18 protein-coding genes and 1 pseudogene are annotated in these 20,238 nt (G+C 66.5%); 9 read left to right on the top strand and 10 right to left on the bottom strand.

The features are described from left to right. Positions 1-28: 28 nt before the first annotated feature. Positions 29-664, top strand: coding sequence for a ParA family partition ATPase (gene parA / locus Q4G14_RS11400; protein ID WP_303361872.1), 636 nt, complete (start codon positions 29-31; stop codon positions 662-664). A 69-nt stretch (positions 665-733) separates the two neighbouring features. Here parA and Q4G14_RS11395 read toward each other — a convergent pair whose 3' ends face one another. From Q4G14_RS11395 to Q4G14_RS11375, 5 genes are all read right to left on the bottom strand, one after another. Beyond that, positions 734-2,536 (bottom strand): aminopeptidase P family protein, encoded by a 1,803-nt coding sequence (locus tag Q4G14_RS11395; protein ID WP_303361871.1) that lies wholly within the window; start codon positions 2,534-2,536, stop codon positions 734-736. Continuing rightward, entirely contained in the window at positions 2,533-3,225 is a 693-nt protein-coding gene (locus tag Q4G14_RS11390) for a metal-dependent hydrolase (protein WP_303361870.1), read from the bottom strand. The genes Q4G14_RS11395 and Q4G14_RS11390 overlap by 4 nt, the downstream gene beginning before the upstream one ends. Positions 3,226-3,300: 75 nt before the next feature. Then, positions 3,301-5,043, bottom strand: a complete 1,743-nt coding sequence (recJ, locus tag Q4G14_RS11385; protein ID WP_303361869.1) for a single-stranded-DNA-specific exonuclease RecJ — start codon at positions 5,041-5,043, stop codon at positions 3,301-3,303. A 69-nt stretch (positions 5,044-5,112) separates the two neighbouring features. Beyond that, positions 5,113-6,078, bottom strand: a complete 966-nt coding sequence (gene glpX / locus Q4G14_RS11380; protein WP_303361868.1) for a class II fructose-bisphosphatase — start codon at positions 6,076-6,078, stop codon at positions 5,113-5,115. A gap of 37 nt (positions 6,079-6,115) precedes the next feature. Then, positions 6,116-6,373 (bottom strand): BolA family transcriptional regulator, encoded by a 258-nt coding sequence (locus tag Q4G14_RS11375; RefSeq protein ID WP_303361867.1) that lies wholly within the window; start codon positions 6,371-6,373, stop codon positions 6,116-6,118. A gap of 71 nt (positions 6,374-6,444) precedes the next feature. On the opposite strand from Q4G14_RS11375, the gene Q4G14_RS11370 reads away from it, so the two are divergent. Further along, the gene (locus tag Q4G14_RS11370; protein WP_303361866.1) at positions 6,445-7,074 is read left to right on the top strand and encodes a J domain-containing protein; all 630 of its coding nucleotides are present in this window, start codon (positions 6,445-6,447) and stop codon (positions 7,072-7,074) included. A 74-nt stretch (positions 7,075-7,148) separates the two neighbouring features. On the opposite strand, the gene lnt is transcribed toward Q4G14_RS11370, so the two are convergent. The 3 genes and pseudogenes from lnt to Q4G14_RS11355 all read right to left on the bottom strand — a co-directional run bounded on the left by lnt (position 7,149) and on the right by Q4G14_RS11355 (position 12,092). Then, positions 7,149-8,690: an apolipoprotein N-acyltransferase gene (gene lnt / locus Q4G14_RS11365; protein ID WP_303361865.1), complete on the bottom strand. Its 1,542-nt coding sequence runs from the start codon at positions 8,688-8,690 to the stop codon at positions 7,149-7,151. Positions 8,691-9,167: 477 nt separating this feature from the next. Next, positions 9,168-10,628 (bottom strand): annotated as a pseudogene (locus tag Q4G14_RS11360) (DEAD/DEAH box helicase); the annotation flags it as partial. Positions 10,629-10,844: 216 nt separating this feature from the next. Then, positions 10,845-12,092, bottom strand: a complete 1,248-nt coding sequence (locus Q4G14_RS11355; RefSeq protein WP_303361864.1) for a calcium-binding protein — start codon at positions 12,090-12,092, stop codon at positions 10,845-10,847. A gap of 295 nt (positions 12,093-12,387) precedes the next feature. Between Q4G14_RS11355 and argS the strand changes: the two genes are divergently transcribed. The 7 genes from argS (at position 12,388) to Q4G14_RS11320 (ending at position 18,370) form a co-directional block, all read left to right on the top strand. Continuing rightward, entirely contained in the window at positions 12,388-14,130 is a 1,743-nt protein-coding gene (gene argS / locus Q4G14_RS11350) for an arginine--tRNA ligase (protein WP_303361863.1), read from the top strand. A 72-nt stretch (positions 14,131-14,202) separates the two neighbouring features. Beyond that, positions 14,203-15,378 (top strand): SPOR domain-containing protein, encoded by a 1,176-nt coding sequence (locus tag Q4G14_RS11345; RefSeq protein WP_303361862.1) that lies wholly within the window; start codon positions 14,203-14,205, stop codon positions 15,376-15,378. Then, positions 15,375-16,346, top strand: coding sequence for a glycoside hydrolase family 3 N-terminal domain-containing protein (locus Q4G14_RS11340; RefSeq protein WP_303361861.1), 972 nt, complete (start codon positions 15,375-15,377; stop codon positions 16,344-16,346). Before Q4G14_RS11345 ends, Q4G14_RS11340 begins: the two co-directional genes overlap by 4 nt. A gap of 98 nt (positions 16,347-16,444) precedes the next feature. Beyond that, on the top strand, positions 16,445-17,287 hold the full coding sequence (locus tag Q4G14_RS11335; protein WP_303361860.1) for a ScpA family protein: 843 nt from the start codon (positions 16,445-16,447) through the stop codon (positions 17,285-17,287). Beyond that, entirely contained in the window at positions 17,284-17,955 is a 672-nt protein-coding gene (gene scpB, locus Q4G14_RS11330) for an SMC-Scp complex subunit ScpB (RefSeq protein WP_303361859.1), read from the top strand. The genes Q4G14_RS11335 and scpB overlap by 4 nt, the downstream gene beginning before the upstream one ends. Next, positions 17,952-18,155, top strand: coding sequence for a hypothetical protein (locus tag Q4G14_RS11325; RefSeq protein ID WP_303361858.1), 204 nt, complete (start codon positions 17,952-17,954; stop codon positions 18,153-18,155). Before scpB ends, Q4G14_RS11325 begins: the two co-directional genes overlap by 4 nt. A 56-nt stretch (positions 18,156-18,211) precedes the next feature. Then, positions 18,212-18,370 (top strand): hypothetical protein, encoded by a 159-nt coding sequence (locus Q4G14_RS11320; protein WP_303361857.1) that lies wholly within the window; start codon positions 18,212-18,214, stop codon positions 18,368-18,370. 21 nt (positions 18,371-18,391) lie between these two features. On the opposite strand, the gene Q4G14_RS11315 is transcribed toward Q4G14_RS11320, so the two are convergent. Both Q4G14_RS11315 and Q4G14_RS11310 read right to left on the bottom strand, forming a co-directional pair. Beyond that, positions 18,392-19,459 (bottom strand): 2'-deoxycytidine 5'-triphosphate deaminase, encoded by a 1,068-nt coding sequence (locus Q4G14_RS11315; protein ID WP_303361856.1) that lies wholly within the window; start codon positions 19,457-19,459, stop codon positions 18,392-18,394. Further along, positions 19,456-20,145: a class I SAM-dependent methyltransferase gene (locus Q4G14_RS11310; protein WP_303361855.1), complete on the bottom strand. Its 690-nt coding sequence runs from the start codon at positions 20,143-20,145 to the stop codon at positions 19,456-19,458. Before Q4G14_RS11310 ends, Q4G14_RS11315 begins: the two co-directional genes overlap by 4 nt. Between the last annotated feature and the right edge of the window lie 93 nt (positions 20,146-20,238).

Below are 20,238 nucleotides of genomic sequence, written 5' to 3'. Positions count from 1 at the left end.
TGCTGCACTGCGACACAAGGGGAAACATATGGCCGGATGCATCATCACCGTGGCTCAGCAAAAGGGCGGTTCGGGCAAGACGACCGTCGCCGTCAATCTGGCAATCGCGCTGCGGCAGGCGGGGTATCGCGTCGCGCTGATTGATACCGATCCGCAGGGCAGTATGGGCCGCTGGTTCATCGAACGGCTGGGGCGCGTGGGCGAGGATGACGATCTGGAGTTTTCCACCTCGTCGGCATGGGGGGCGTCGTATGAATCGGACAAGCTGAAAAAGCGGTTCGATTTCGTCATTATCGACACGCCGCCCAAGATCGACAGCGATCTGCGCCCGGCCTTGCGCGTGGCCGATCTGGTGCTGGTGCCGGTTGCCTCAAGCCATGTCGATCTGTGGGCCACCGAGGGGGTGCTGGATCTGGCCCGGCGCGAAAAGGCGGCGGTTCTGGTGGTGCTGAACCGCACCCGGCCCAACACCCGGCTGGGGGCCGAAGTGGCTGAAAAGACAGCCGAACTGGGCGCTACGGTGGCGGATGCGCAACTGGCCAACCGCGTTGCCTATGCCGAAACGCTGGGTCTGGGCCTTGGTGCGATCGAGCGGGCCGGGTCTGGGCCTGCGCGCGACGAGATTGCGGCCTTGCGCGACGAAGTTCTGGCGGCCTGCGATTGATCTGCCGGACCGGGGGATTTCACATCCCCCGGACCCCCTGTGGCGTATTTTCGCAAACAGGAAGCCTGCCTAGGTCAGCGGGTGGGTTTGCCGGATCAGCCAATCGCGGGCAGCGCCATCCAGCAGCGGCGACAGTTCCGTGCGGACATGTTGGTGATAGGTGTTCAGCCACTCGGTTTCTGTGGGCGACATCACGCTGGCGTCGATCAGGCGGCGGTCAAAGGGGCATAGCGTCAGCGTGTCGAAGCCCAACATCTCGCGCCCCGGTTCTGATTGGGCCGGGGTGACGGCGATCAGGTTTTCCAGCCGGATGCCGAAGGCGCCCTCGCGGTAGTAGCCGGGTTCGTTCGACAGGATCATGCCGGATTCGAGTGGCAGGGTGCTGATGCGGCTGATCCGCACCGGGCCTTCGTGGACGCACAGCGCCGCGCCGACGCCATGGCCGGTGCCGTGGTCGTAATCCAGCCCCTGCGCCCACAGGAACTGCCGCGCCAGCGCGTCGATATGCGCGCCTGCCACGCCTGTCGGGAAACGGGTGCGGCTGATTGCGATCAGGCCGCGCAGCACGGCGGTATAGGGCGCGCGCGCTGCATCGGGGGCGGCGCCAAGGCTGATCGTGCGGGTGATGTCGGTGGTGCCGTCCGCATATTGGCCACCCGAATCCAGCAGCAGGATCTGATCGGGGCTGAGGGTGCGATTGGTCGCCTCGGTCACGCGATAGTGGATGATGGCCCCGTTCGGCCCCGCGCCGCAGATGGTGTCAAAGCTGATGTCCAGCGCGCCTTCGGCCCGGCGTTCCTGTTCCAGCCGCTGCACCACGTCGATTTCGGTCAGTTTGGCCGGGTCTTGTGCATCCAGCCACGCCAGCAGCCGCACTATTGCTGCCCCATCGCGGCGGTGCGCGGCGGCCATGCCGGACAGTTCGGCGGCGGTCTTGCGCGCTTTGGGCAGGATGGCGGGGTCGCGATCGCGGGCGATCTCGGTCCCGGCTTCGGTCAGGATGCGAAAGGCGGCCTCGGGGGCGGTCTGTGGGTCAAGGCGCACCGGGCCGGGCAGGTCGCGCAGCGCGGCGGTCAGCGCGTCGGGGGGCAGGATGCTGACCTGATTGCCCAGATGCGCCCGCACCATGGGATCGAATTTGGCCGCATCGGCGAACAGCGCCAGCTCGCCGCTGTCGGACAGCACGGCGAAGGATTGCACCACCGGATTGCGGGGAATATCGCTGCCACGGATATTCAGCAGCCACGAGATCGAATCGGGCAGGGTCAGCAGCGCCGCGGTTTGCCCCGCCTCACGCAGGGTTTCGGCAAGGCGCGCGCGACGGCTGGCGGCGGTTTCGCCTGCCAGCGATTCATCATGAATCCGCGCGGCACCCACAGGGGGTGCGGGGCGGTCGGGCCAGATCGCATCGACAAGGTTGCGCTCGACGGCGATCAGACCGATGCCCGCGCCGCCCAGCCCCTGTTCCAGCGACTCGATCTCGGAGCGGGTGTGCAGCCACGGGTCAAAGCCCACGCGCCCGCCGCCGGGCAGCGCCTGCCGCAGCCAGTCGGCGGGCTTGGTTTCGGGCCAGTTGACCGGGGTATAATCGGCGGCGTCCACCTCGGCCCGGACCTGCACGCGATAGCGGCCGTCGATGAACACGCCCGCCGTGGTGGCCGTGACGATGGCAAAGCCGGCGCTGCCGGTAAAGCCGGTCAGCCATGCCAGCCGCGCTTCCGAGGGGGCGACGTATTCGCCCTGATGTGCATCGGCGCGCGGCACGATAAAGGCATCCAGCCCGGCATCGGCCATCTGCGCCCGCAGCGCCGCCAGCCGGGCCGAACGGTTCTGCCCGGCCTCGGGCGGGTCGAAGCTTTGCCAGTTGGTCACAGGATCACCGTCTCCATCACGTCCGGGGTCAGGACGGTGACGCCGGGCAGCGCGTCGGTCAGCGGCTGTGCCGACTGTGCCAGCAGCGGGAAGGTTTTATAGTGGCAGGGGATCACCGTCTTGAAATCAAAGTATTTCTTTGCCGCCCAAGCCGCGCGGTCCATATCCATGGTGAAATGTCCGCCGCAGGACAGGATGCCGATGTCAGGCTGGTGATATTCGCCCATCCAGCCCATATCGGCCATGATGTCGGTGTCGCCGCTGACATAGATCACATGCCCCTCGCCCGCGATCATATAGCCCGATTCGTGGCCCGCGTAGATCGGCCCGTCCGGCCCGTCGAGCGAACTGGAATGCGCCGCGTTCACCATCGTCACCTTGGCCCCGCCCAGATCGAGGGTGCCGCCCTTGTTAAAGCCGGTGCCCTCGATCCCGGCGGTTTTTTCCCAATGGGTTATCAGGTCGTAAATGCCGACGACGGGGATGCCCAGCTCCTTGGCGATGGCCAGCGTGTCGCCGGTGTGATCGCCATGGCCGTGGGTTATCAGAATATGGGTGGCACCGCTCAGCGCCTGATCGCGTTGATCCTGTGGGAACAGCGGATTGCCGGTCAGCCACGGGTCGATCAGGATCACCGCCTGTTCGATTTCAAGACGAAAGCCGGAATGGCCAAGCCAGGTCAGTTTCATGCAATCCTCCTGTGCCGTTTGGCGCAGGTTAGCGGCCTTGGCGGCGGGGGGCCAGCCCCCGGATCGGGCGCGTTGTCAGACCGGGGCGGCGTCATCCAGCCGCAGCCGCACCCGTTCGCGCCCGTTCCATGTGGACAGTTCCAGCTTGCCCGCAAGGTGAAAGCGGCGGCCCTTGGCGCCGATCAGCGCCGGGCCAAGCGGGCCGTTCATCGCGCCCCAGCCCACGGCCTCGAGCGAGGGGCCGCCGGGCGCGCGGAAGGACAGGCGCAGGTGGCCGTCGCCCATCTGACCGGCGCTGTCGATCAACTGGTCGGCAAAGGCAAAGCGCGGCGCGGGGGCCGCCTGCCCAAAGGGACCGGCATCGGCGATCAGCCGCATCAGATCGGGGGTGGCGGCGGCAGGCTCGATCAGGCTGGAAATGCGCAGATCGCCCGCACCCCGGCGGGCATCCAGATCGGCGGCGATCAGATCGGCCAGCCGCGCCATCGCGGCAGGGATCGCATCTTCGGCCACGGTCAGCCCCGCCGCCATCATATGCCCGCCGCCCTTAAGGATCAGCCCCTCGGCCGCCAGCCGCTGCACGGCCCGGCCCAGATCGACGCCGGGCACCGAACGGGCGCTGCCCTTGCCGATGCCGCCTTCGGTGCCGATCACCACGGAGGGCAGGCGGGTTGCCTCTTTCACACGGGCGGCGACGATGCCGACGACGCCGGGGTGCCAGCCCGCGCCCGCCGCCCATGCCAGCCGGGCGTCGTCCCGCGCCTCGACCTGCGCCAAGGCCGCCTGCCGCACCTCGGCCTCGATGGCGCGGCGGTCGCGGTTCAGATCGTCAAGCTGCGCGGCCAGCCGGTCGGCGGTGGCGGCATCGGTGGCCGACAGGCACAGCGCGCCCAGATCGGCGCGGCCCACGCGGCCCCCGGCATTGATGCGCGGCCCCAGCAGAAAGCCCAGATGAAAGGCGCTTGGCGGCCCGTCCAGCCGCGCCACATCGGCCAGCGCGCGCAAACCGGGGCGATCACGGCGCGCCATTACCTCCAACCCGGTGCGCACAAAGGCGCGGTTCACCCCGACCAGCGGCGCGACATCGGCAACGGTCGCCAGTGCCACCAGATCCAGCATCGGGATCAGCGGCACCTCGGCCCGGCCCTGCGCGCGCAGTGCCCGGCCCGCCTGCACCAGCGTCAGAAACACCACGCCAGCGGCACAAAGATAGCCCAGATCGCCGGTTTCATCGGCGCGGTTCGGGTTCACGACGGCAAGGGCAGGGGGCAGCGTCTCGCCGCCCAGATGGTGGTCCAGCACGATTACATCCGCCAGCCCCTGCGCCGCCGCCAAAGCGTCATGCGACAGCGTTCCGCAATCGACGCAGACGATCAGATCATGCGCGGCAGCCAGCGCGGCGATGGCAGGGGCATTCGGGCCATAACCCTCGTCGATGCGGTCGGGGATATACAGCGTCGCATCCCGCCCCTGCGCCCGCAGCCAGTCCAGCAGCAAAGCGGCCGAGGCGCCGCCATCCACGTCATAATCGGCAAATACCGCAATCCGCTGGCCCGACAGCGCCGCCGTCACCAGCCGTTCCGCCGCCACAGCCATATCGCGCAAAGACAGCGGATCGGGCAGCAGATCGCGCAGACGCGGGTTCAGGAAACCGGGCACGCCGTCTGCCTCGACCCCGCGTTCCGCCAGAATCCGCGCCACGGGCAAGGGCAGGCGCGCAGATTGCGCCAAACCCTCGGCCCGGCGGATCAGCGCGTCATCAGGTCCGATCCACCGCCGCCCGCTCAGCGAATCCTCAACCCCCAGAAAGGCACCCATGTCGTCTTTCGTTCCGAAATATCCCGGGGGAATCCGGCCCCTTGGGGCCGGATGGGGGCTGGCCCCCTCTTACTTGATCGGGTTGCGATAGATCACCCGGCGCACCGAACCCGTTTTCGACCGCATCAGAATGGTTTCGGTCTCGATGAAATGCGGCTCGCGCTTCAAGCCGCGCACGATGGAACCATTGGTGACGCCAGTGGCCGAAAAGATCACATCCGCCGTTACCATTTCATCGCGCGAATAGATGCGGTTCAGGTCGGTGATGCCGGCCTTGGCGGCCCGCCCGCGTTCGTCATCGTTGCGGAACAGCAGACGGCCCCACATCTGCCCGCCCATGCATTTCAGCGCGGAGGCCGCCAGAACACCCTCGGGCGCGCCACCGCTGCCCATATACATGTCGATGCCGGTCTTTTCCGGCTCGGCCACATGCATCACGCCCGCCACGTCGCCATCGGTAATCAGCCGGATGGCGGCGCCGGTGGCGCGGACCTCGGCGATCATCTCTTCGTGGCGGGGGCGTTCCAGAATGCAGACGGTGATGTCTTCGGGCTTGACACCCTGCGCCTTGGCCAGCGCATGAACCCGCTCGGTCGGGGTCATGTCCAGATTGACCACATCCTTGTCATAGCCCGGCCCGATGGCCAGCTTGTCCATGTAAACGTCGGGCGCGTGCAGCAGCGTGCCGCGCGGAGCCATGGCGATCACGGTCAGCGCGTTCGGCATGTCCTTGGCGGTCAGGGTGGTGCCCTCCAGCGGGTCAAGCGCGATGTCCACCTCGGGACCGTTGCCGGTGCCGACCTCTTCGCCGATGAACAGCATGGGCGCTTCGTCACGCTCGCCCTCGCCGATGACGACGACGCCCTTGATGTCCAGCATGTTCAGCTGATCGCGCATGGCGTTCACGGCGGCCTGATCGGCGGCCTTTTCATCGCCGCGACCGATCAGCCGGGCCGAGGCATGTGCCGCAGCCTCGGATACGCGGGCAAGGCCCAAAGACAACAGGCGGTCGTTAAAATCGGTTTTGGCGTTCATGGCCATTCCTCCACAAGATGGGCGCGTCGCCGGTGTTCTAGGCCGTGGGTGTATCAAGCTCAAGCGCAAGCGCGTGGATACGCGGCACGATATCGCCCAGGGCGTGATGCACCATCCGGTGCCGCTCGACCCGCGTTTTGCCCTGAAAATCTGGTGAAATCAGGCGGATACGGAAATGCGTCTGCCCCCCTTCGCGCCAGCCCGAATGGCCCCGGTGCTGTTCGCTTTCATCGTTAATTTCCAGCCGCACCGGGTTCAGTGCCGCCAGCCTGTCGCGCATGTCATCCGCTATCATTTTTCCGGCCCCCCTTTCATGTCGCGTCAAAACCCCTAAACTCCTGTTCCCGAGTCGCAAAGGGCAAACATATGACCAGTAACGACCCGTTCGGTTTCGACATTTCCGCCGCCAAGGACAAAAAGCGGCGGTCCAAAGGCAGACGTGGCATGTCGGGGGCGATCGAGACCTCGACCCGGATCTGTGACAAGGCGGGCTGTGATCTGCCCGGCCAGTATCGCGCGCCCAAAAGCCCGCGCAACCTTGAGGACTATTACTGGTTCTGCAAGGATCACGTCCGCGAATACAACCTGAACTGGAACTATTTTCAGGGGCAGAGCGAGGCCGAATTCCAGCAGTTTCTGGACAATGCCACGGTGTGGGAACGCCCGACCAAGCCCTTTGGCCGTGCGGCGCAGGAACAGGCATGGGCGCGCCATGGCATCAGCGACCCGATGGAAATTCTGGGCGAAAACGCCACCAGCCCCGAGGTCCGGGCCAAGACCGCCTCGCGCAAGCTGCCCCCGAACGAGCGTCGCGCCATCGACATTCTTGAGGCGAAAGACAGCTGGACCCGCGCTGAAATTCGCAAGCAATACAAATCCCTGGTCAAGGATCTTCATCCCGATATGAACGGCGGCGACCGTTCCGACGAGGATCGTCTGGCCGAGGTTGTCTGGGCGTGGGAACAGGTCCGCGAAAGCCGGTATTTCCGCGACTGACCGCTGCTTTGCGTCCCGCGATGGCCGGGGGTTTCACCCCCGGACCCCCAGGATATTTAGGGACCAAAGATGGTTCAGGCGGCTTTGCGGCGGCGCAGGCTGGCGGCGGTCAGGATCAGTGTCAGCAAGATCAGGGCCGGGGTGTCGCCCCAGTGCCACCATGGTGTGGCCGGCAGGGCGGCGGGCAGGGCGGCGTCGATCTTGCCCATCTGGTTCAGCGGCAGGCTGGCGCGGGTGGTGCCGTGGGCGTCGATGATGGCGGATACGCCGGTGTTGGCGGATCGGATCAGGGGCAGGCCGCTTTGGATGGCGCGCAGCTGCGCTTGGGCGAGGTGTTGATAGGGGCCAGAGAACCGGCCGAACCATGCGTCATTGGTGATCTGCAACAGCCATGCCGGGCGTGGGCCTTGGGTGCGCAGGTGTTGGGGGAAGATCGCCTCATAGCAGATCAGCGGCTGAAATTCGGGCAGGCCGGGCAGGCTCAGCACCGTGGGGCCGGGGCCGGGGGAATAGCCGTTGCCTTGTTGCGCGGCGAAGGCGGTGATGCCTAAACGGGCCAATGCGTCGCCCCAAGGGATGTATTCGCCAAAGGGGACGAGGTGGAACTTGTCATAGGTGGCGCTTATGCTGCCGTCAGGTTGCACCACGGCGAGGCTGTTGAAAAACCGAGGATATTCCGCGCGCTGGATGCCAAGGATCAGCGTTGCCCCGCCTGCCGACGCCGCCATCTGCGGCAGCACCGGGTCGGCGTCGTTCAGCAGAAAATTCACGGCGGTTTCGGGCCAGATCACCAGATCGGGCGACCCTGGTTGTGATGACAGGTCCAGCAGGCGGCGATAGAATTTCATCGACCAGTCTGGATCCCATTTCAGCGCCTGTTGTGCGTCGGGCTGCACCACGCGCAGTGTGATGGGCGTGTCTGGCGGCAGTGGTGAGGCCAGTCGCGCCAGCCCTGCCGCCCATAGCGCGCCGGTCAGTGCGATGCACAGGGCGGCACCGGGCAGGGCACGGGTGGCGGGTTCGGCCTGACGGCGGCGCAGCAGGCCGGGCAGGGCGGCCAGCAGCATCGTCAGCGCGGACAGGCCGGTGGCACCGATCACGGCGGCTGATTGGGCGACGGGCGTTGCGATCCAGATATGGCCGGTCAGCGCCCAGGGGAAGCCGGTGAAGATCCAGCCGCGCAGCCAGTCGGACAGGGCCAGTGCGGCGGCGATGGCGGCGATGCGGCTGGCGTGGCGGGGGGCGGCAAGGCGATAGGCGGCGGCGGCGGGGATTGCCCAGAACAGTCCTCCGCCCAATGCCATCAACATCAGTGCAAAGGGGGCCATCCAGCCGTAAACTTCGGGCTGGACCAGAAACGGTTCCACGATCCAGACCAGTGCCAGTGCGAACCAGCCCACCCCGGCGGCCAGAGCCTGCCAGAAGGCGCTGCGGGCCGTGGGGGCGCGGGCGATGCGCCACAGGATCAGCGCAAGGGCGGGCAGGGTCAGGAACCACAGGTTCAGCGGGGCCAGCCCGGTCGCCGCGATGCAGCCCAAGGCCGCATCCCCCGCCAACCGTCGCAGCGGAGGGCGGTGACGGCGGCGGACCCGAGGCGGCGTCAGGGAATCGCGCATGGCTGCGCGTCAGGTTTCCGGGGTGGCAGAATCCGGCAGGCTGGCCGCGGGCGCGTCTGCCGGGGCCTCGGCCTCGGGGGCGGCTTTGCGGCGGCGGCGCGGTTTTTTCGGGGCTTCGGCGTCCCCATCCGCCTGTGCGGCGGCTTTGGCTGCGGCGGCCAAGGCCTTGGCGGCTTTGTCGGCCTCGATTTCGGCCTTGGTGCGGCGGCGGCGTTTTTTCGGGGCTTCTGCCGGGGGTTCTGCTGCTGCCTCAACAACGGCAGGTTCGGCAGGTTCGGCGGGGGCGATGTCTTGCGCCGCGTCCTGTGCCGGAGTTTCGACGGCCTCGGGCGCGGGATCGGCGGCCTTGGGCTTGCGATCCGTGCGTTTGCGGCGCTTTTTGGGTTCTTCGGCGGCGGATTCCGCAGCGGCAACCGGGGCTTCCTGTTCGACCGGCTCGCTCGGTTTTTCGATATAGCCGGGGCGGAACACGTTGTTCAGGAATTCGGGCACATGATCGCCCAAACCGACGATCACCGAATCACGGCGGTTGTCGCGGTCGTGGTCGCGGCGATCACGGCGGTTGTCGCGATCCCGTTCGCGGCGGTCCTCACGATCCTCGCGCCGGTCATCGCGCTTGTCGGCCCGTGCCGGTTCCACGGCGGCGGGTGCCGGTTCGTCGCGGCCGGGGCGGTCGTCGCGGCGGCGGCGGTCACGGTCGCGATCACGGCCATTGCGCCCGCCCTTGCGGTCGTCGCGCGGGCGCGGGGCGGCGGTCGCCGCCTCGGACAGGGAAAAGCCCGCCGGAATATCGCCGCGCGGCAGAGCCTGTTTAATCAGCGCCTCGATCGCGGTCAGGTATTTTTCATCGGCCGGCGTGGCGATGCTGATTGCGGTGCCCAGACGTCCGGCGCGGCCGGTGCGGCCGATGCGGTGAACATAGTCTTCGGCGTGCGAGGGCAGGTCAAAGTTGAACACATGACTGACCGCCGGAATATCCAGCCCGCGCGCCGCCACATCGGAACAGACCAGCAGTTTCAACGATCCATCGCGGAACCCGTCCAGCGTGCGCATCCGCTGCGACTGGTCAAGGTCGCCATGGATCGGAGCGGCATCAAAGCCGTGCTTTTTCAGCGACTTGGCCACGATGTCCACATCGGTCTTGCGGTTGCAAAAGATCATCGCATTGGTCAGCGCACCTTCGTCGCGGGCCTGTTCGGCCTGAATGACGGCGCGCAGCAGTTCGCGTTTCTGCTTGGCGGCCTGATCGCGGCGGGTGGGGGTGATCTCGATCAGCTTTTGCGTGATGGTTTCGCTGGTGGTGGCCTGACGCGCCACCTCGATCCGTTCGGGGCTGTGCAGGAAGGTGTTGGTGATCCGTTCGATTTCCGGCGCCATGGTGGCCGAAAAGAACAACGTCTGGCGCGTGAACGGGGTCAGCTGGAAAATCCGTTCAATATCAGGGATAAAGCCCATGTCCAGCATCCGGTCGGCTTCGTCCACGACCATGATCTGAACGCCGGTCAGCAACAGCTTGCCGCGTTCGAAATGGTCCAGCAGACGGCCCGGCGTGGCGATCAGCACGTCAACGCCGCGATCAATCAGCTTGTCCTGTTCGCCAAAGGACACACCGCCGATCAGCAAAGCCTTGGTCAGCTTGGTGTATTTTGCATAAATATCAAAGTTTTCCGCGACCTGAGCCGCCAGTTCCCGCGTCGGGCACAGCACCAGCGAGCGCGGCATCCGCGCGCGCGCGCGGCCACGGCCCAGCAGGGTAATCATCGGCAGGGTAAAGCTGGCGGTTTTGCCGGTGCCGGTCTGGGCGATTCCCAGCACGTCGCGCCCTTCCAGCGCGGGCGGGATCGCACCCGCCTGAATGGGCGTGGGTTGGGAATACCCCGCCTCGTCGATGGCTTTCAGAACCTTGGGATCCAGCTTGAGATCGGAAAACAGCGTCATTCAGGGCTTTCGTTACTGTCGCGCCTGTGGCGCGGTTACGCGTCCGGCCACGGATCGCGCCGTGGCCTTTGAGGGACGCTTGCGCACGCCCCGCATCATTGCCTGCCGGATGCAGGCACGGGTCGCCTAGACGAAACTGAACCGCGCGTCAATGTTTTCGCGCTTTTAACCCGCAATTGACTGCCTAAAAAGCAACCGGATCACCGGGGCGGGCGGTTACAGGATCAGATCTCCGGCCCCGATCTGATCGAGATGGGCCAACTGGATGGCCATATCGGCGCGGATCAGCAGATCAGCACCGCTTTTTACCGTCCACAGGCCAAAGGCCGTGGCGCGATCCGACCAGAGGAACGCCTGTTCGCCGGTCTGATCCGGGTTGGCGTCGATCTGCGACAGGTTCAGCCGGTCAAGGCCGGGCGCAAAGTCGGTGATGACGTCGCGCCCACGCCCCGCTGCGCTGTCGCTGGCGAAATGAAACGCAAAGGTATCGCGCCCTGCGCCGCCGGTCAGCCGGTTGGCCGCCTCGCTGCCATGCAGCAGGTCGTTGCCTGCGCCCGTGGTGGCATTTTCGATGCCGTCAAAGCGGTCCAGCCCCTGACCCGTCTGCACCAGAAACTGACTGCCCAGATCGACATAGAACGCGTCGTCGCCCTGAAAGATCACCGTGTCGATGCCTTCGCCACCGAACAACTGGTCATCGCCCGCCCCGCCGACCAGCGTGTCGTTACCTGCACCGCCGATCAGCGTATCGGCCCCGGCTCCTCCGGTCAGATAATCGTGCCCGGCATCGCCTCGCAGCGCGTCCTTGCCGCCGCCCCCGCCCAGCCGGTCGCCGCCCGCGCCGCCCTCGATCTCGTCATTGCCGGTGCCGCCCGTGATGGTGTCGCGGCCATCGTTACCAAACAAAGTGTCATTGCCCGCAGCACCCGTCAGCACATCGTTGCCGTCCCCGCCAGCAAGCAGGTTGGCGCTGTCGTTGCCGGTCAGCCTGTCATTGCCCTTGCCGCCGGCGATAGCTTCGATCCCGGTCAGGCGGTCGCGGCTGACGCCGGTGTTCTGATAGCCGGTCAGGGCCAGCGAAACGGTGACAGGTGTCTCACCGTAATAAAGCGCCACATCAATGCCTTGGCCGCCATACAGGATGTTGCGTCCCGCCCCGCCGATCAGAATGTCATTACCAGCCCCGCCATCCAGAACGTCATCGCCTTCTAACCCGAGCAACTGATCCGAGCCGTTCTTGCCGCTGATCGTGTCATTCCCGGTCAGGCCGATCAGGCTGTCATTGCCGGACGACCCAAGGATCACGTCATCGCCCCGCAGCGCCAGAGACAGGATAGAATCGGTGCGGCCCGTGGCCACCGCCGCAGCGATTGCCCCTGCATCGACGGACATGCCGGTGATCTTCATGATCGCCTTGTCCGACACCAGCAGCGTGGCCGAAGTGACCGCGCCCATCGGTTTCATCGCGGCATCATAGCTGAACTGCCCCTGATAGCGGGTGGTTGTTGCGGCGCATCAGGGTGCCGCCAAGGCTGGAGGTTTGGAACATGTTCAGCGTGCTAAAGGCGGTCAGTTGGGCCATGACGAAAATCCAGAGGACAGATGCCCGCATATTGCGCCCGGCCGGGATTTTGTCATCGGGTTTGTGGCACCGCGTCATTACGTTTTGCTGCATCGCCTTGCGCGGGTGTGTGAGGGCGCTGTTGACCTGCCCCCCTTGCTGGCGCTAACCGGAAAGCCGCAAATTCAGGTGAGCGTGATGAACCTTTTTACCGAAATGCGCGGGCGTGTGATCGCGGCGCTGGATGCAATGGTGCAGGCGGGCGATCTGCCGCAGGGGCTGGACTTCGCCGCCGTGACGGTGGAGCCGCCGCGCGATCCGGCGCATGGCGACATGGCCACCAATGCCGCGATGGTGCTGGCCAAGCCCGCCGGGAAAAAGCCGCGTGACATCGCCGATGCGCTGGCCGCGCGGCTGACCGGCGGCCCGATCCTTGCGGCCGAGGTGGCGGGGCCGGGCTTTCTGAACCTGCGGCTTGATGCTGCGATCTGGCAGGACGTGACCCGCGCCGCGCTGACGCAGGGCGCGGATTTCGGGCGCTCGGACCTGGGGGCGGGGCAAAAGGTCAACGTCGAATTCGTCAGCGCCAACCCGACCGGCCCGATGCATGTCGGCCACGTCCGGGGCGCGGTGTTCGGCGATGCGCTGGCCGCGCTGCTGGATTTCGCCGGATATGAGGTGACGCGCGAATATTACATCAACGACGGCGGCGCGCAGGTCGATGTGCTGGCCCGTTCCGCGTTTGAACGCTATCGCGAGGCGCATGGCCTGGAACCGCAGATCGCCGAGGGGTTGTATCCCGGCGACTATCTGATCCCGGTCGGGCAGGCGCTGAAAGATAAATACGGCGATGCCCTGCTGGATCAGCCCGAATCCGCATGGCTGGTGCCGGTGCGCGATTTCGCCATCGAGGCGATGATGCAGATGATCCGGCAGGATCTGGACCTGCTGAACGTGCGCATGGATGTGTATTCGTCGGAACGCGCGCTTTACGGCTCGGGCCGGATCGAGGCGGCGATCGAACGCCTGAACGCCGCGGGGCTGATCTATCGCGGCGTGCTGGAACCGCCCAAGGGCAAGCTGCCCGAAGACTGGGAGGCGCGCGAACAACTGCTGTTCCGCGCCACCGCGCATGGGGACGATGTGGACCGCCCGATCCAGAAATCCGATGGCTCATGGACCTATTTCGCCCCCGACATCGCCTATCACTGGGACAAGATCGACCGTGGCTTTGACCAGTTGATCGACGTGTTCGGGGCCGACCACGGCGGCTATGTCAAGCGGATGAACGCTGCGGTCAAGGCGCTGTCCGATGGCCGGGTGCCGCTGGACATCAAGCTGATTCAATTGGTAAAACTGTTCAAGAACGGCGAGCCGTTCAAGATGAGCAAACGCGCCGGCACCTTTGTCACCCTGCGCGATGTCGTGGACGAGGCGGGGGCCGACGTCACCCGCTTTATCATGCTGACGCGCAAAAACGACGCGGCGCTGGATTTCGACTTTGCCAAGGTGCTGGAACAGTCCAGGGACAACCCGGTCTGGTATGTGCAATACGCCAGCGCGCGCGTGCATTCGGTGCTGCGCCGCGCGGCGGATATGGGGGTCGATACCTCTGATTCTGCGCTGGCCGGGGCCGATCTGTCGCGGTTGTCGCATCCGGCGGAAATCGACCTGATGCGCAAGGTCGCCGAATGGCCGCGCCTTGTCGAACATGCGGCCCGCGCGCATGAGCCGCATCGGGTGGCATTTTTCCTGTATGACATCGCTTCTGACCTGCATTCGCTGTGGAATCGCGGCAATGACGAAACCGCGCTGCGCTTTGTTCAGGATGGCGATAAGGACACAACTGCGTCGAAAATTGCGCTGGCACGTGCAGTTGGCGTTGTGATTTCCTGCGGTCTTGCTATCTTGGGGGTTGCTCCGGCAAAAGAAATGCGCTGACAACAGGCGCCGCTGCCAGAGCAGGTTTCGAGCAGGTAACAGCGACCGGGTTAACCGGCGGGCAGGCAGGCTATGGCAGTGATGGACTTCCGCGAAGGCGGATTCGGTTTCACCTTTTCGCGTCAGCGTGGGCGGCGGGATTACGACTTCGAGGAACGCGGCTGGGATGATCTGGCCGATAACTCTGGTCAGATGGCACAGGCACAGTCCGAAGGGCTGTCGGTGCGGCTGGCCAGGCTGACACATTATCTGGGCGCCGTTGTTTCGGTCGGGCTGATGATCGGTCTGGTCTACTGGGGCTGGCAACTGGTGATGCGCGACGTGTCGGGGGTGCCGGTCATCACCGCGCTGTCGGGCGACGCCCGCACCGCGCCCGCCGATCCGGGCGGGGAACTGACCTCTTATACCGGGCTGGCGGTGAACGGCGTTGCAGCGGGTGGCCGCAGCGAACCTGCCGCGCAGGTCGCCATCGCGCCGTCGGCCACCGGGCTGACCGATGGCGATGTGGCCATGGGCCAACTGGGTGCCACGGCCCGCGAACCGGCCAACGGCTCGGACCCGGCGATCAGCTTTGACACCGATCCGATGATTGCGCAAAGCGATGCCGACATGCGCGCCGAACTGGCTGCGGCTCAGGCGATGGCCGCCGCCGATCAGGCCGTGGCCGAGGCGCAGATCCTGGACGCCCCGGCCAGCGAAGGCCCGGTCAACGCCGCAGTGCTGGACGAAAACGGCCAGCAGGCGCAGGCCATGGCCATTACCGATGCACTCGCGCAGGCTCAGGCGCAGGGTGGTCTGACCGCTTCGGTGCGTCCGGCCCCGCGTCCGCGCCGCGCTGCTGCGGTTGCCTCTGCTGCGGCAACCCCGGCGCAGGCCCCGGCTGCTGCCACGGTCGGGGCCGGTTCTGCCGATGCCCCCGCCGCCCGCCCGGCTGCGGTGCAGCAGGCCAGTGCCGAACCCGCCCCCGCCCCCGCACCGCGTGCCGCCACCGCCGCATCGGGCGCACCGCTGGCGCAGATCGGTGCCTTTGACAGCAACGCCATCGCCAACAGCGAATGGGCGCGCCTGTCGGGCAAGTTCGGGTCGCAGTTCAGCGGCAAGGCTCCGGTCATTCAGGAACACCGCGCCAATGGCCGCACCTTCTGGCGGCTGCGCGTGGCCGGGTTCGATTCGCGCGACGACGCCCGCCGCTTTTGCGAGGCGCTGAAATCCGGCGGCACCGACTGTATCCCGGCGACGGCACAGTGACCGGCGCCACGATCCTTGGCGGCATCGCCGGGACCACCCTCACACCGGCCGAGCGGGATTTCTTTCGCTCGGCCGATCCGTGGGGGTTCATCCTGTTCGGGCGCAACGTCGAAAGCCCCGCTCAACTGCGCCGCCTGACCGCCGAGCTGCGCGACGCGGTGGGCCGCGATGCCGTCATCACCATCGACCAAGAGGGCGGCCGCGTGCAGCGCCTGCGCGCCCCGCATTGGCGCGACTGGCCCGCCCCGCTCGACGATGCCGCGCGCGGCGAACGCGCCATCTGGCTGCGCCACCGCCTGATCGGGGCCGAACTGCACGACGCCGGAATCGACAGCAACTGCGCCCCGACACTGGACATCGCGCAGCCCGAAACCCACCCGTTCCTGCGCAACCGCTGCCTTGGCACCGACCCGGAAACGGTCGCCCGGCTTGGCCGGGCCGCCGCCGATGGCCTGCTGGCTGCAGGCGTGCTGCCGGTGATGAAGCACATGCCCGGCCATGGCCGCGCCACAGCCGACAGCCATCTTGAAACCCCACGGGTGACAGCGCCACTGCCGGAACTCGACGCTTGCGACTTTGCCCCGTTCCGCGCCTTGGCCGACCTGCCGATGGGGATGACGGCGCATATCCGCTTTACCACGATCACCGACCATCCAGCCACCGCCGCCCCGCAGGCCATCGCGCTGATCCGCGACCGAATCGGCTTTGACGGGCTGCTGATGACCGATGACATCGGCATGAACGCCCTGTCAGGCACCCCGGCCGAGCGCGCCGCAGCCGCCATCGCCGCAGGCTGCGATGTGGTGCTGCATTGCAACGGCGACATTGCCGAGATGGAACAGGTCGCCGATGCCGCCGGCCTCCTGACCACCGCCGCCACCCGCCGCGCCGACGCCGCACTGGCCCTGCGCCGCCCCCCCGTTTCCGCCGACCTACCCGCCCTCGCCGCCGAATACGACGCAGCCTAAGGCATCTTTGGTCCGAAAATATCCCACGGGGGTCCGGGGGTGTGAAACCCCCGGCTACAACCCTGCGCCTTGACACAGGTTCCGCTTCGACAGACCCTGTGGCACCGTCCAATCAGACCCGCACCATGGCCAGCCAACCCTCCGCCCCGCATTTGCACCCCGTTCCCAGCTCGCCCGGCGCGGATGACGTTGCCGCCCGCCGCGCGGACGAGGCGCTGATCGTTGATGTGGACGGGTTCGAAGGCCCGCTGGATCTGCTGCTGACGCTGGCGCGCACGCAAAAGCTGGATCTGATGAAGATTTCGGTTCTGGCCCTGGCCGAACAATATCTGGCCTTTGTCGATCAGGCGCGCAGGCTGCGGATCGAACTGGCCGCCGATTATCTGGTGATGGCCGCCTGGCTGGCGTTTCTGAAATCGCGCCTGCTGCTGCCCCCCGACCCCGAGGCCGAAGGCCCAAGCGCCGAGGATATGGCCGCGCATCTGGCCTTTCAGCTAGAGCGGCTTGGCGCGATGCGGCAGGCGGCGGCCACGCTGATGGCGCGGGACCGGCTGGGGATCAGCCGCTTCCCCCGTGGCGCGCCCGAAACCGTCACCCGCAACCGGCAGACCGAATGGCAGGCCGGGCTGCTGGACCTGATGCGCGCTTATGCCCGGCTGCGTACGCGGGATGAATTTCGTCCCTATGCCTTTGATCGCAAAGACCTGTTCACCATGGAACAGGCACTAGACCGGCTGCGCGGGCTGATCGGCTATGCCGGAGACTGGACCGACCTGTCCGAATTTCTGCCCGACGGCTGGGGCAGCGGCCCGCGCGCGGCCTCGGCCCGTGCGGCGACCTTTGCGGCCTCGCTGGAACTGGCCCGGCAGGGCCGGATCGAGATCCGCCAGTCGCAGATGTTCGCCCCCATCAGCATCCGCCGCAGGCCGGCATCGACATGACCACAGCCGACCCGACCCGCTTTCCGCCGCCGCCGCTGCCCGAACAGGCCCGCATGGTCGAGGCGCTGCTGTTCGCCTCGGCCACGCCCATGCCGCTGCGGGAAATCGCGGCACGCCTGCCTGCCGGTTGCGACGCGCCCGAAGCCCTGGCGCATCTGCGCAGCCAGTATGACCGGCGCGGGGTGGTGCTGGAACGGATCGGCGAAGGCTGGGCCTTTCGCACCGCGCCCGACCTGTCGTTTCTGATGCAGGATACCACCACCGAACAGCGCCGCCTGTCGCGCGCGGCCACCGAAACGCTGGCGATCATCGCCTATCACCAGCCCGTCACCCGCGCCGAGATCGAGGAAATCCGCGGCGTCGCCGTCAGCCGCGGCACACTGGACCAGTTGATCGACATTGGCTGGGTCCGCGTCGGTCGCCGCCGGATGACGCCGGGCCGCCCCGTAACCTTTGTCGTGACCGAGGGCTTTCTGGACCACTTCGGCCTTGAAAGCGCCCGCGATCTGCCGGGTCTAAGCGAGCTGCGCGCCGCCGGTCTGCTGGAATCGGGTGCCCCCGATTCCCTGTTGCCCGGCCTTGCCGCGCCGTCCACAGATGATGCGGATGACGATGAACCCACCGCCACTCCGCCCGTTGCGGACGATCTTTTCGAGGATGAGCCATGAACATGAACCAACTGACCCGCATCCTTGGCCGGTTCCTGCTGGGCTGGGGCGTGAACGCCGGTATCAAGCGCATGGGCCAGACCCAGGCGCGCCCCGGTGAAACGCGCGAGGAAGCCCGCAAGCGCCAGCAGATCGCCCGCCAGAACAGCAGCCGCACCCGTCAGGCCATGCGCGTGCTGCGCCGCTTTATCCGGTTCTGAATCGCCAAAGCCAGACGGCCGGGTTATGCTGGCCGCCACAGATTCGAGGGTCCGGCATGAGCCTGAAAGACATTGTAAACCGCCTGAAAACCATGATCGGCGGCGCGAACAAGACCACGGCCAAGCCCGCCGCCACCGCGCAAAAGCCGCAGGCCAGACGGGCCGATGTCAAACGCGCCCGACAGGCGGCGCGCACCACCCGCAAGCGCGGCTGAATCCGGCGCGTAAGGCCGCGCTCAGCGAAACTGTTTCGCCAGCTTCAGCCCCTGTCCCTGATAGTTCGAGGCGATGTCGGCACCATAAAGGCGATCCGGGCGCGCGGCCATGCGCTCATACACCAGCCGCCCGACGACCTGACCATGCTCCAGCGCAAAAGGCGCCTCGTGGCAGCGCACCTCAAGCACGCCCCGCGCGCCGGTGCCATGCGGCCCGATGCCAAAGCCCGGATCAAAGAACCCGGCGTAATGCACCCTGAATTCGCCGACCATCGCCAGATAGGGGGCCATCTCTGCCGCATAATCCGCCGGAATCGCGACCGATTCGCGGCTGACAAGAATGTAGAACGCGCCGGGGTCCAGAATCAGCCGCCCGTCGCGGCTGCGCAGTTCGTCCCAGAAATCGGCGGAATCATACGCGCCGATCCGGTCGAGGTCGATCACGCCCGTATGGGGGCGGGCGCGATAGCCGACCAGATCGCCGGTTTCGGGCCGCAGATCGACGGAAAAGCCCAACCCCTCGTCGATCAGCGCCGTGCCGCTGACCAGCGGCTGCGCCTGATGCAGCGCGCGCAGATCATCGTCCGACAGCGCCGCCTGACCCTGGCGCAGGCGCAACTGGTTCAGCCGCATCCCCGGACGCACCAGCACCGAAAAGCTGCGCGGACAGATTTCCGCGTAAAGCGGGCCGTCATAGCCGGGGGGCAGGCGGTCGAATTCGGTGCCGCCATCCGTGACCAGCCGGGTCAGCAGATCCAGCCGCCCGGTCGAGGATTTGGCATTCGCCACCGCCGTCAACCCGTCGGGCAGGGTCAGCCGCTCGATCAGGGGGACCAGATAGACGCAGCCTTTTTCCAGCACGGCACCGCCGGTCAGATCCATCTTGTGCATTTCGAAATCGGCCAGCCGGTCCATGACCCGCCGCCCGGTCCCGGCCAGAAAGCTGGCGCGCAGGCGATAGGCCGTGTCGCCAAGCCGCAGATCCAGACTGGCGGGCTGCACCTGCGCATCGGTGATCGGCGGATCGGCGGTGATGGCCCCGGATGCGATCAGGTCGCCAAGCGCGCGGTCGGGAAGGACTCCGTTCATGTAGGCACCTGCCATTCCATGATGTGAAAATAGGGTATGCGGACGTGTCTTGCGACCTTGGCCGGATCGCCGCCCGAAGGTGAGGGTTGGGCGAAATGGCGCAGGATCAAGCCAAGATCCAGCAGTGCCGACATGTAATATTGCATCGGACGATGCCAGTTGCGCATCCGGATGCCGTCCCATTGCAACCATGCGGCCCGTTCGGTCAGATAGTCGTCAATCACCATGCGTCCGTCGCCAAGCCGCTGGCCCGCTGTGGCAAAGCCGTTCAGATTCGCGATCAGCAACGTGCCGCCGGGGCGCAGGATGCGCGCCATTTCGGCCAGACCGGCGCACGCATCGGGAATGTCGATCAGTGACAGATAGCTGATCGCCAGATCAAAGCTGTTATCCGAAAAATCCAGCGATTCAGCGCGCCCGACGCGATAGTCTCCGTCAGGGTCGCGGCGGCAGGCCTCGTCGATCAAAGCTTCGGTCGGGTCGATGCCGGTGGCCGCGATCCCTTGGGCGCGCATCATCCGGCAGAACCGCCCCTCGCCACAGCCGACGTCCAGCGCCCGGGCAAAACCACGTCCGCGCAGCCGCGCCAGCATCGGTCTGTCCAGCACATGCTGCCGCCCAAAGTCGCCGGTTTCGCCCTGTGCGGCGATCCACGCTGCGGCGGAATTTGCCCAGCCATTATCCATCGCGCTTCCCCCGGATATGCGAACGCCCACCCCGCAAAGGGTGGGCGTTTTCGGAATGGTCGGGCCGGCGAGATTCGAACTCGCGGCCTTCCG

Source organism: Paracoccus sp. (in: a-proteobacteria) (assembly GCF_030538755.1).
GTDB lineage: Bacteria > Pseudomonadota > Alphaproteobacteria > Rhodobacterales > Rhodobacteraceae > Paracoccus.
The sequence above is the reverse complement of the archived record's forward strand: the minus strand, read 5'-3'. Positions and strand labels throughout refer to the sequence as shown.

Bases quoted from the DNA above. Each gene is read 5' to 3' on its own strand.
- parA (WP_303361872.1), top strand. From the start codon at position 29: ATGGCCGGATGCATCATCACCGTGGCTCAGCAAAAGGGCGGTTCGGGC.
- Q4G14_RS11325 (WP_303361858.1), top strand. From the start codon at position 17,952: ATGAACATGAACCAACTGACCCGCATCCTTGGCCGGTTCCTGCTGGGC.
- Q4G14_RS11355 (WP_303361864.1), bottom strand. From the start codon at position 12,092: ATGAAACCGATGGGCGCGGTCACTTCGGCCACGCTGCTGGTGTCGGAC.
- Q4G14_RS11310 (WP_303361855.1), bottom strand. From the start codon at position 20,145: ATGGATAATGGCTGGGCAAATTCCGCCGCAGCGTGGATCGCCGCACAG.
- argS (WP_303361863.1), top strand. From the start codon at position 12,388: ATGAACCTTTTTACCGAAATGCGCGGGCGTGTGATCGCGGCGCTGGAT.
- Q4G14_RS11315 (WP_303361856.1), bottom strand. From the start codon at position 19,459: ATGAACGGAGTCCTTCCCGACCGCGCGCTTGGCGACCTGATCGCATCC.
- recJ (WP_303361869.1), bottom strand. From the start codon at position 5,043: ATGGGTGCCTTTCTGGGGGTTGAGGATTCGCTGAGCGGGCGGCGGTGG.
- Q4G14_RS11320 (WP_303361857.1), top strand. From the start codon at position 18,212: ATGAGCCTGAAAGACATTGTAAACCGCCTGAAAACCATGATCGGCGGC.
- scpB (WP_303361859.1), top strand. From the start codon at position 17,284: ATGACCACAGCCGACCCGACCCGCTTTCCGCCGCCGCCGCTGCCCGAA.
- lnt (WP_303361865.1), bottom strand. From the start codon at position 8,690: ATGCGCGATTCCCTGACGCCGCCTCGGGTCCGCCGCCGTCACCGCCCT.
- Q4G14_RS11390 (WP_303361870.1), bottom strand. From the start codon at position 3,225: ATGAAACTGACCTGGCTTGGCCATTCCGGCTTTCGTCTTGAAATCGAA.
- Q4G14_RS11345 (WP_303361862.1), top strand. From the start codon at position 14,203: ATGGCAGTGATGGACTTCCGCGAAGGCGGATTCGGTTTCACCTTTTCG.
- Q4G14_RS11370 (WP_303361866.1), top strand. From the start codon at position 6,445: ATGACCAGTAACGACCCGTTCGGTTTCGACATTTCCGCCGCCAAGGAC.
- glpX (WP_303361868.1), bottom strand. From the start codon at position 6,078: ATGAACGCCAAAACCGATTTTAACGACCGCCTGTTGTCTTTGGGCCTT.
- Q4G14_RS11375 (WP_303361867.1), bottom strand. From the start codon at position 6,373: ATGATAGCGGATGACATGCGCGACAGGCTGGCGGCACTGAACCCGGTG.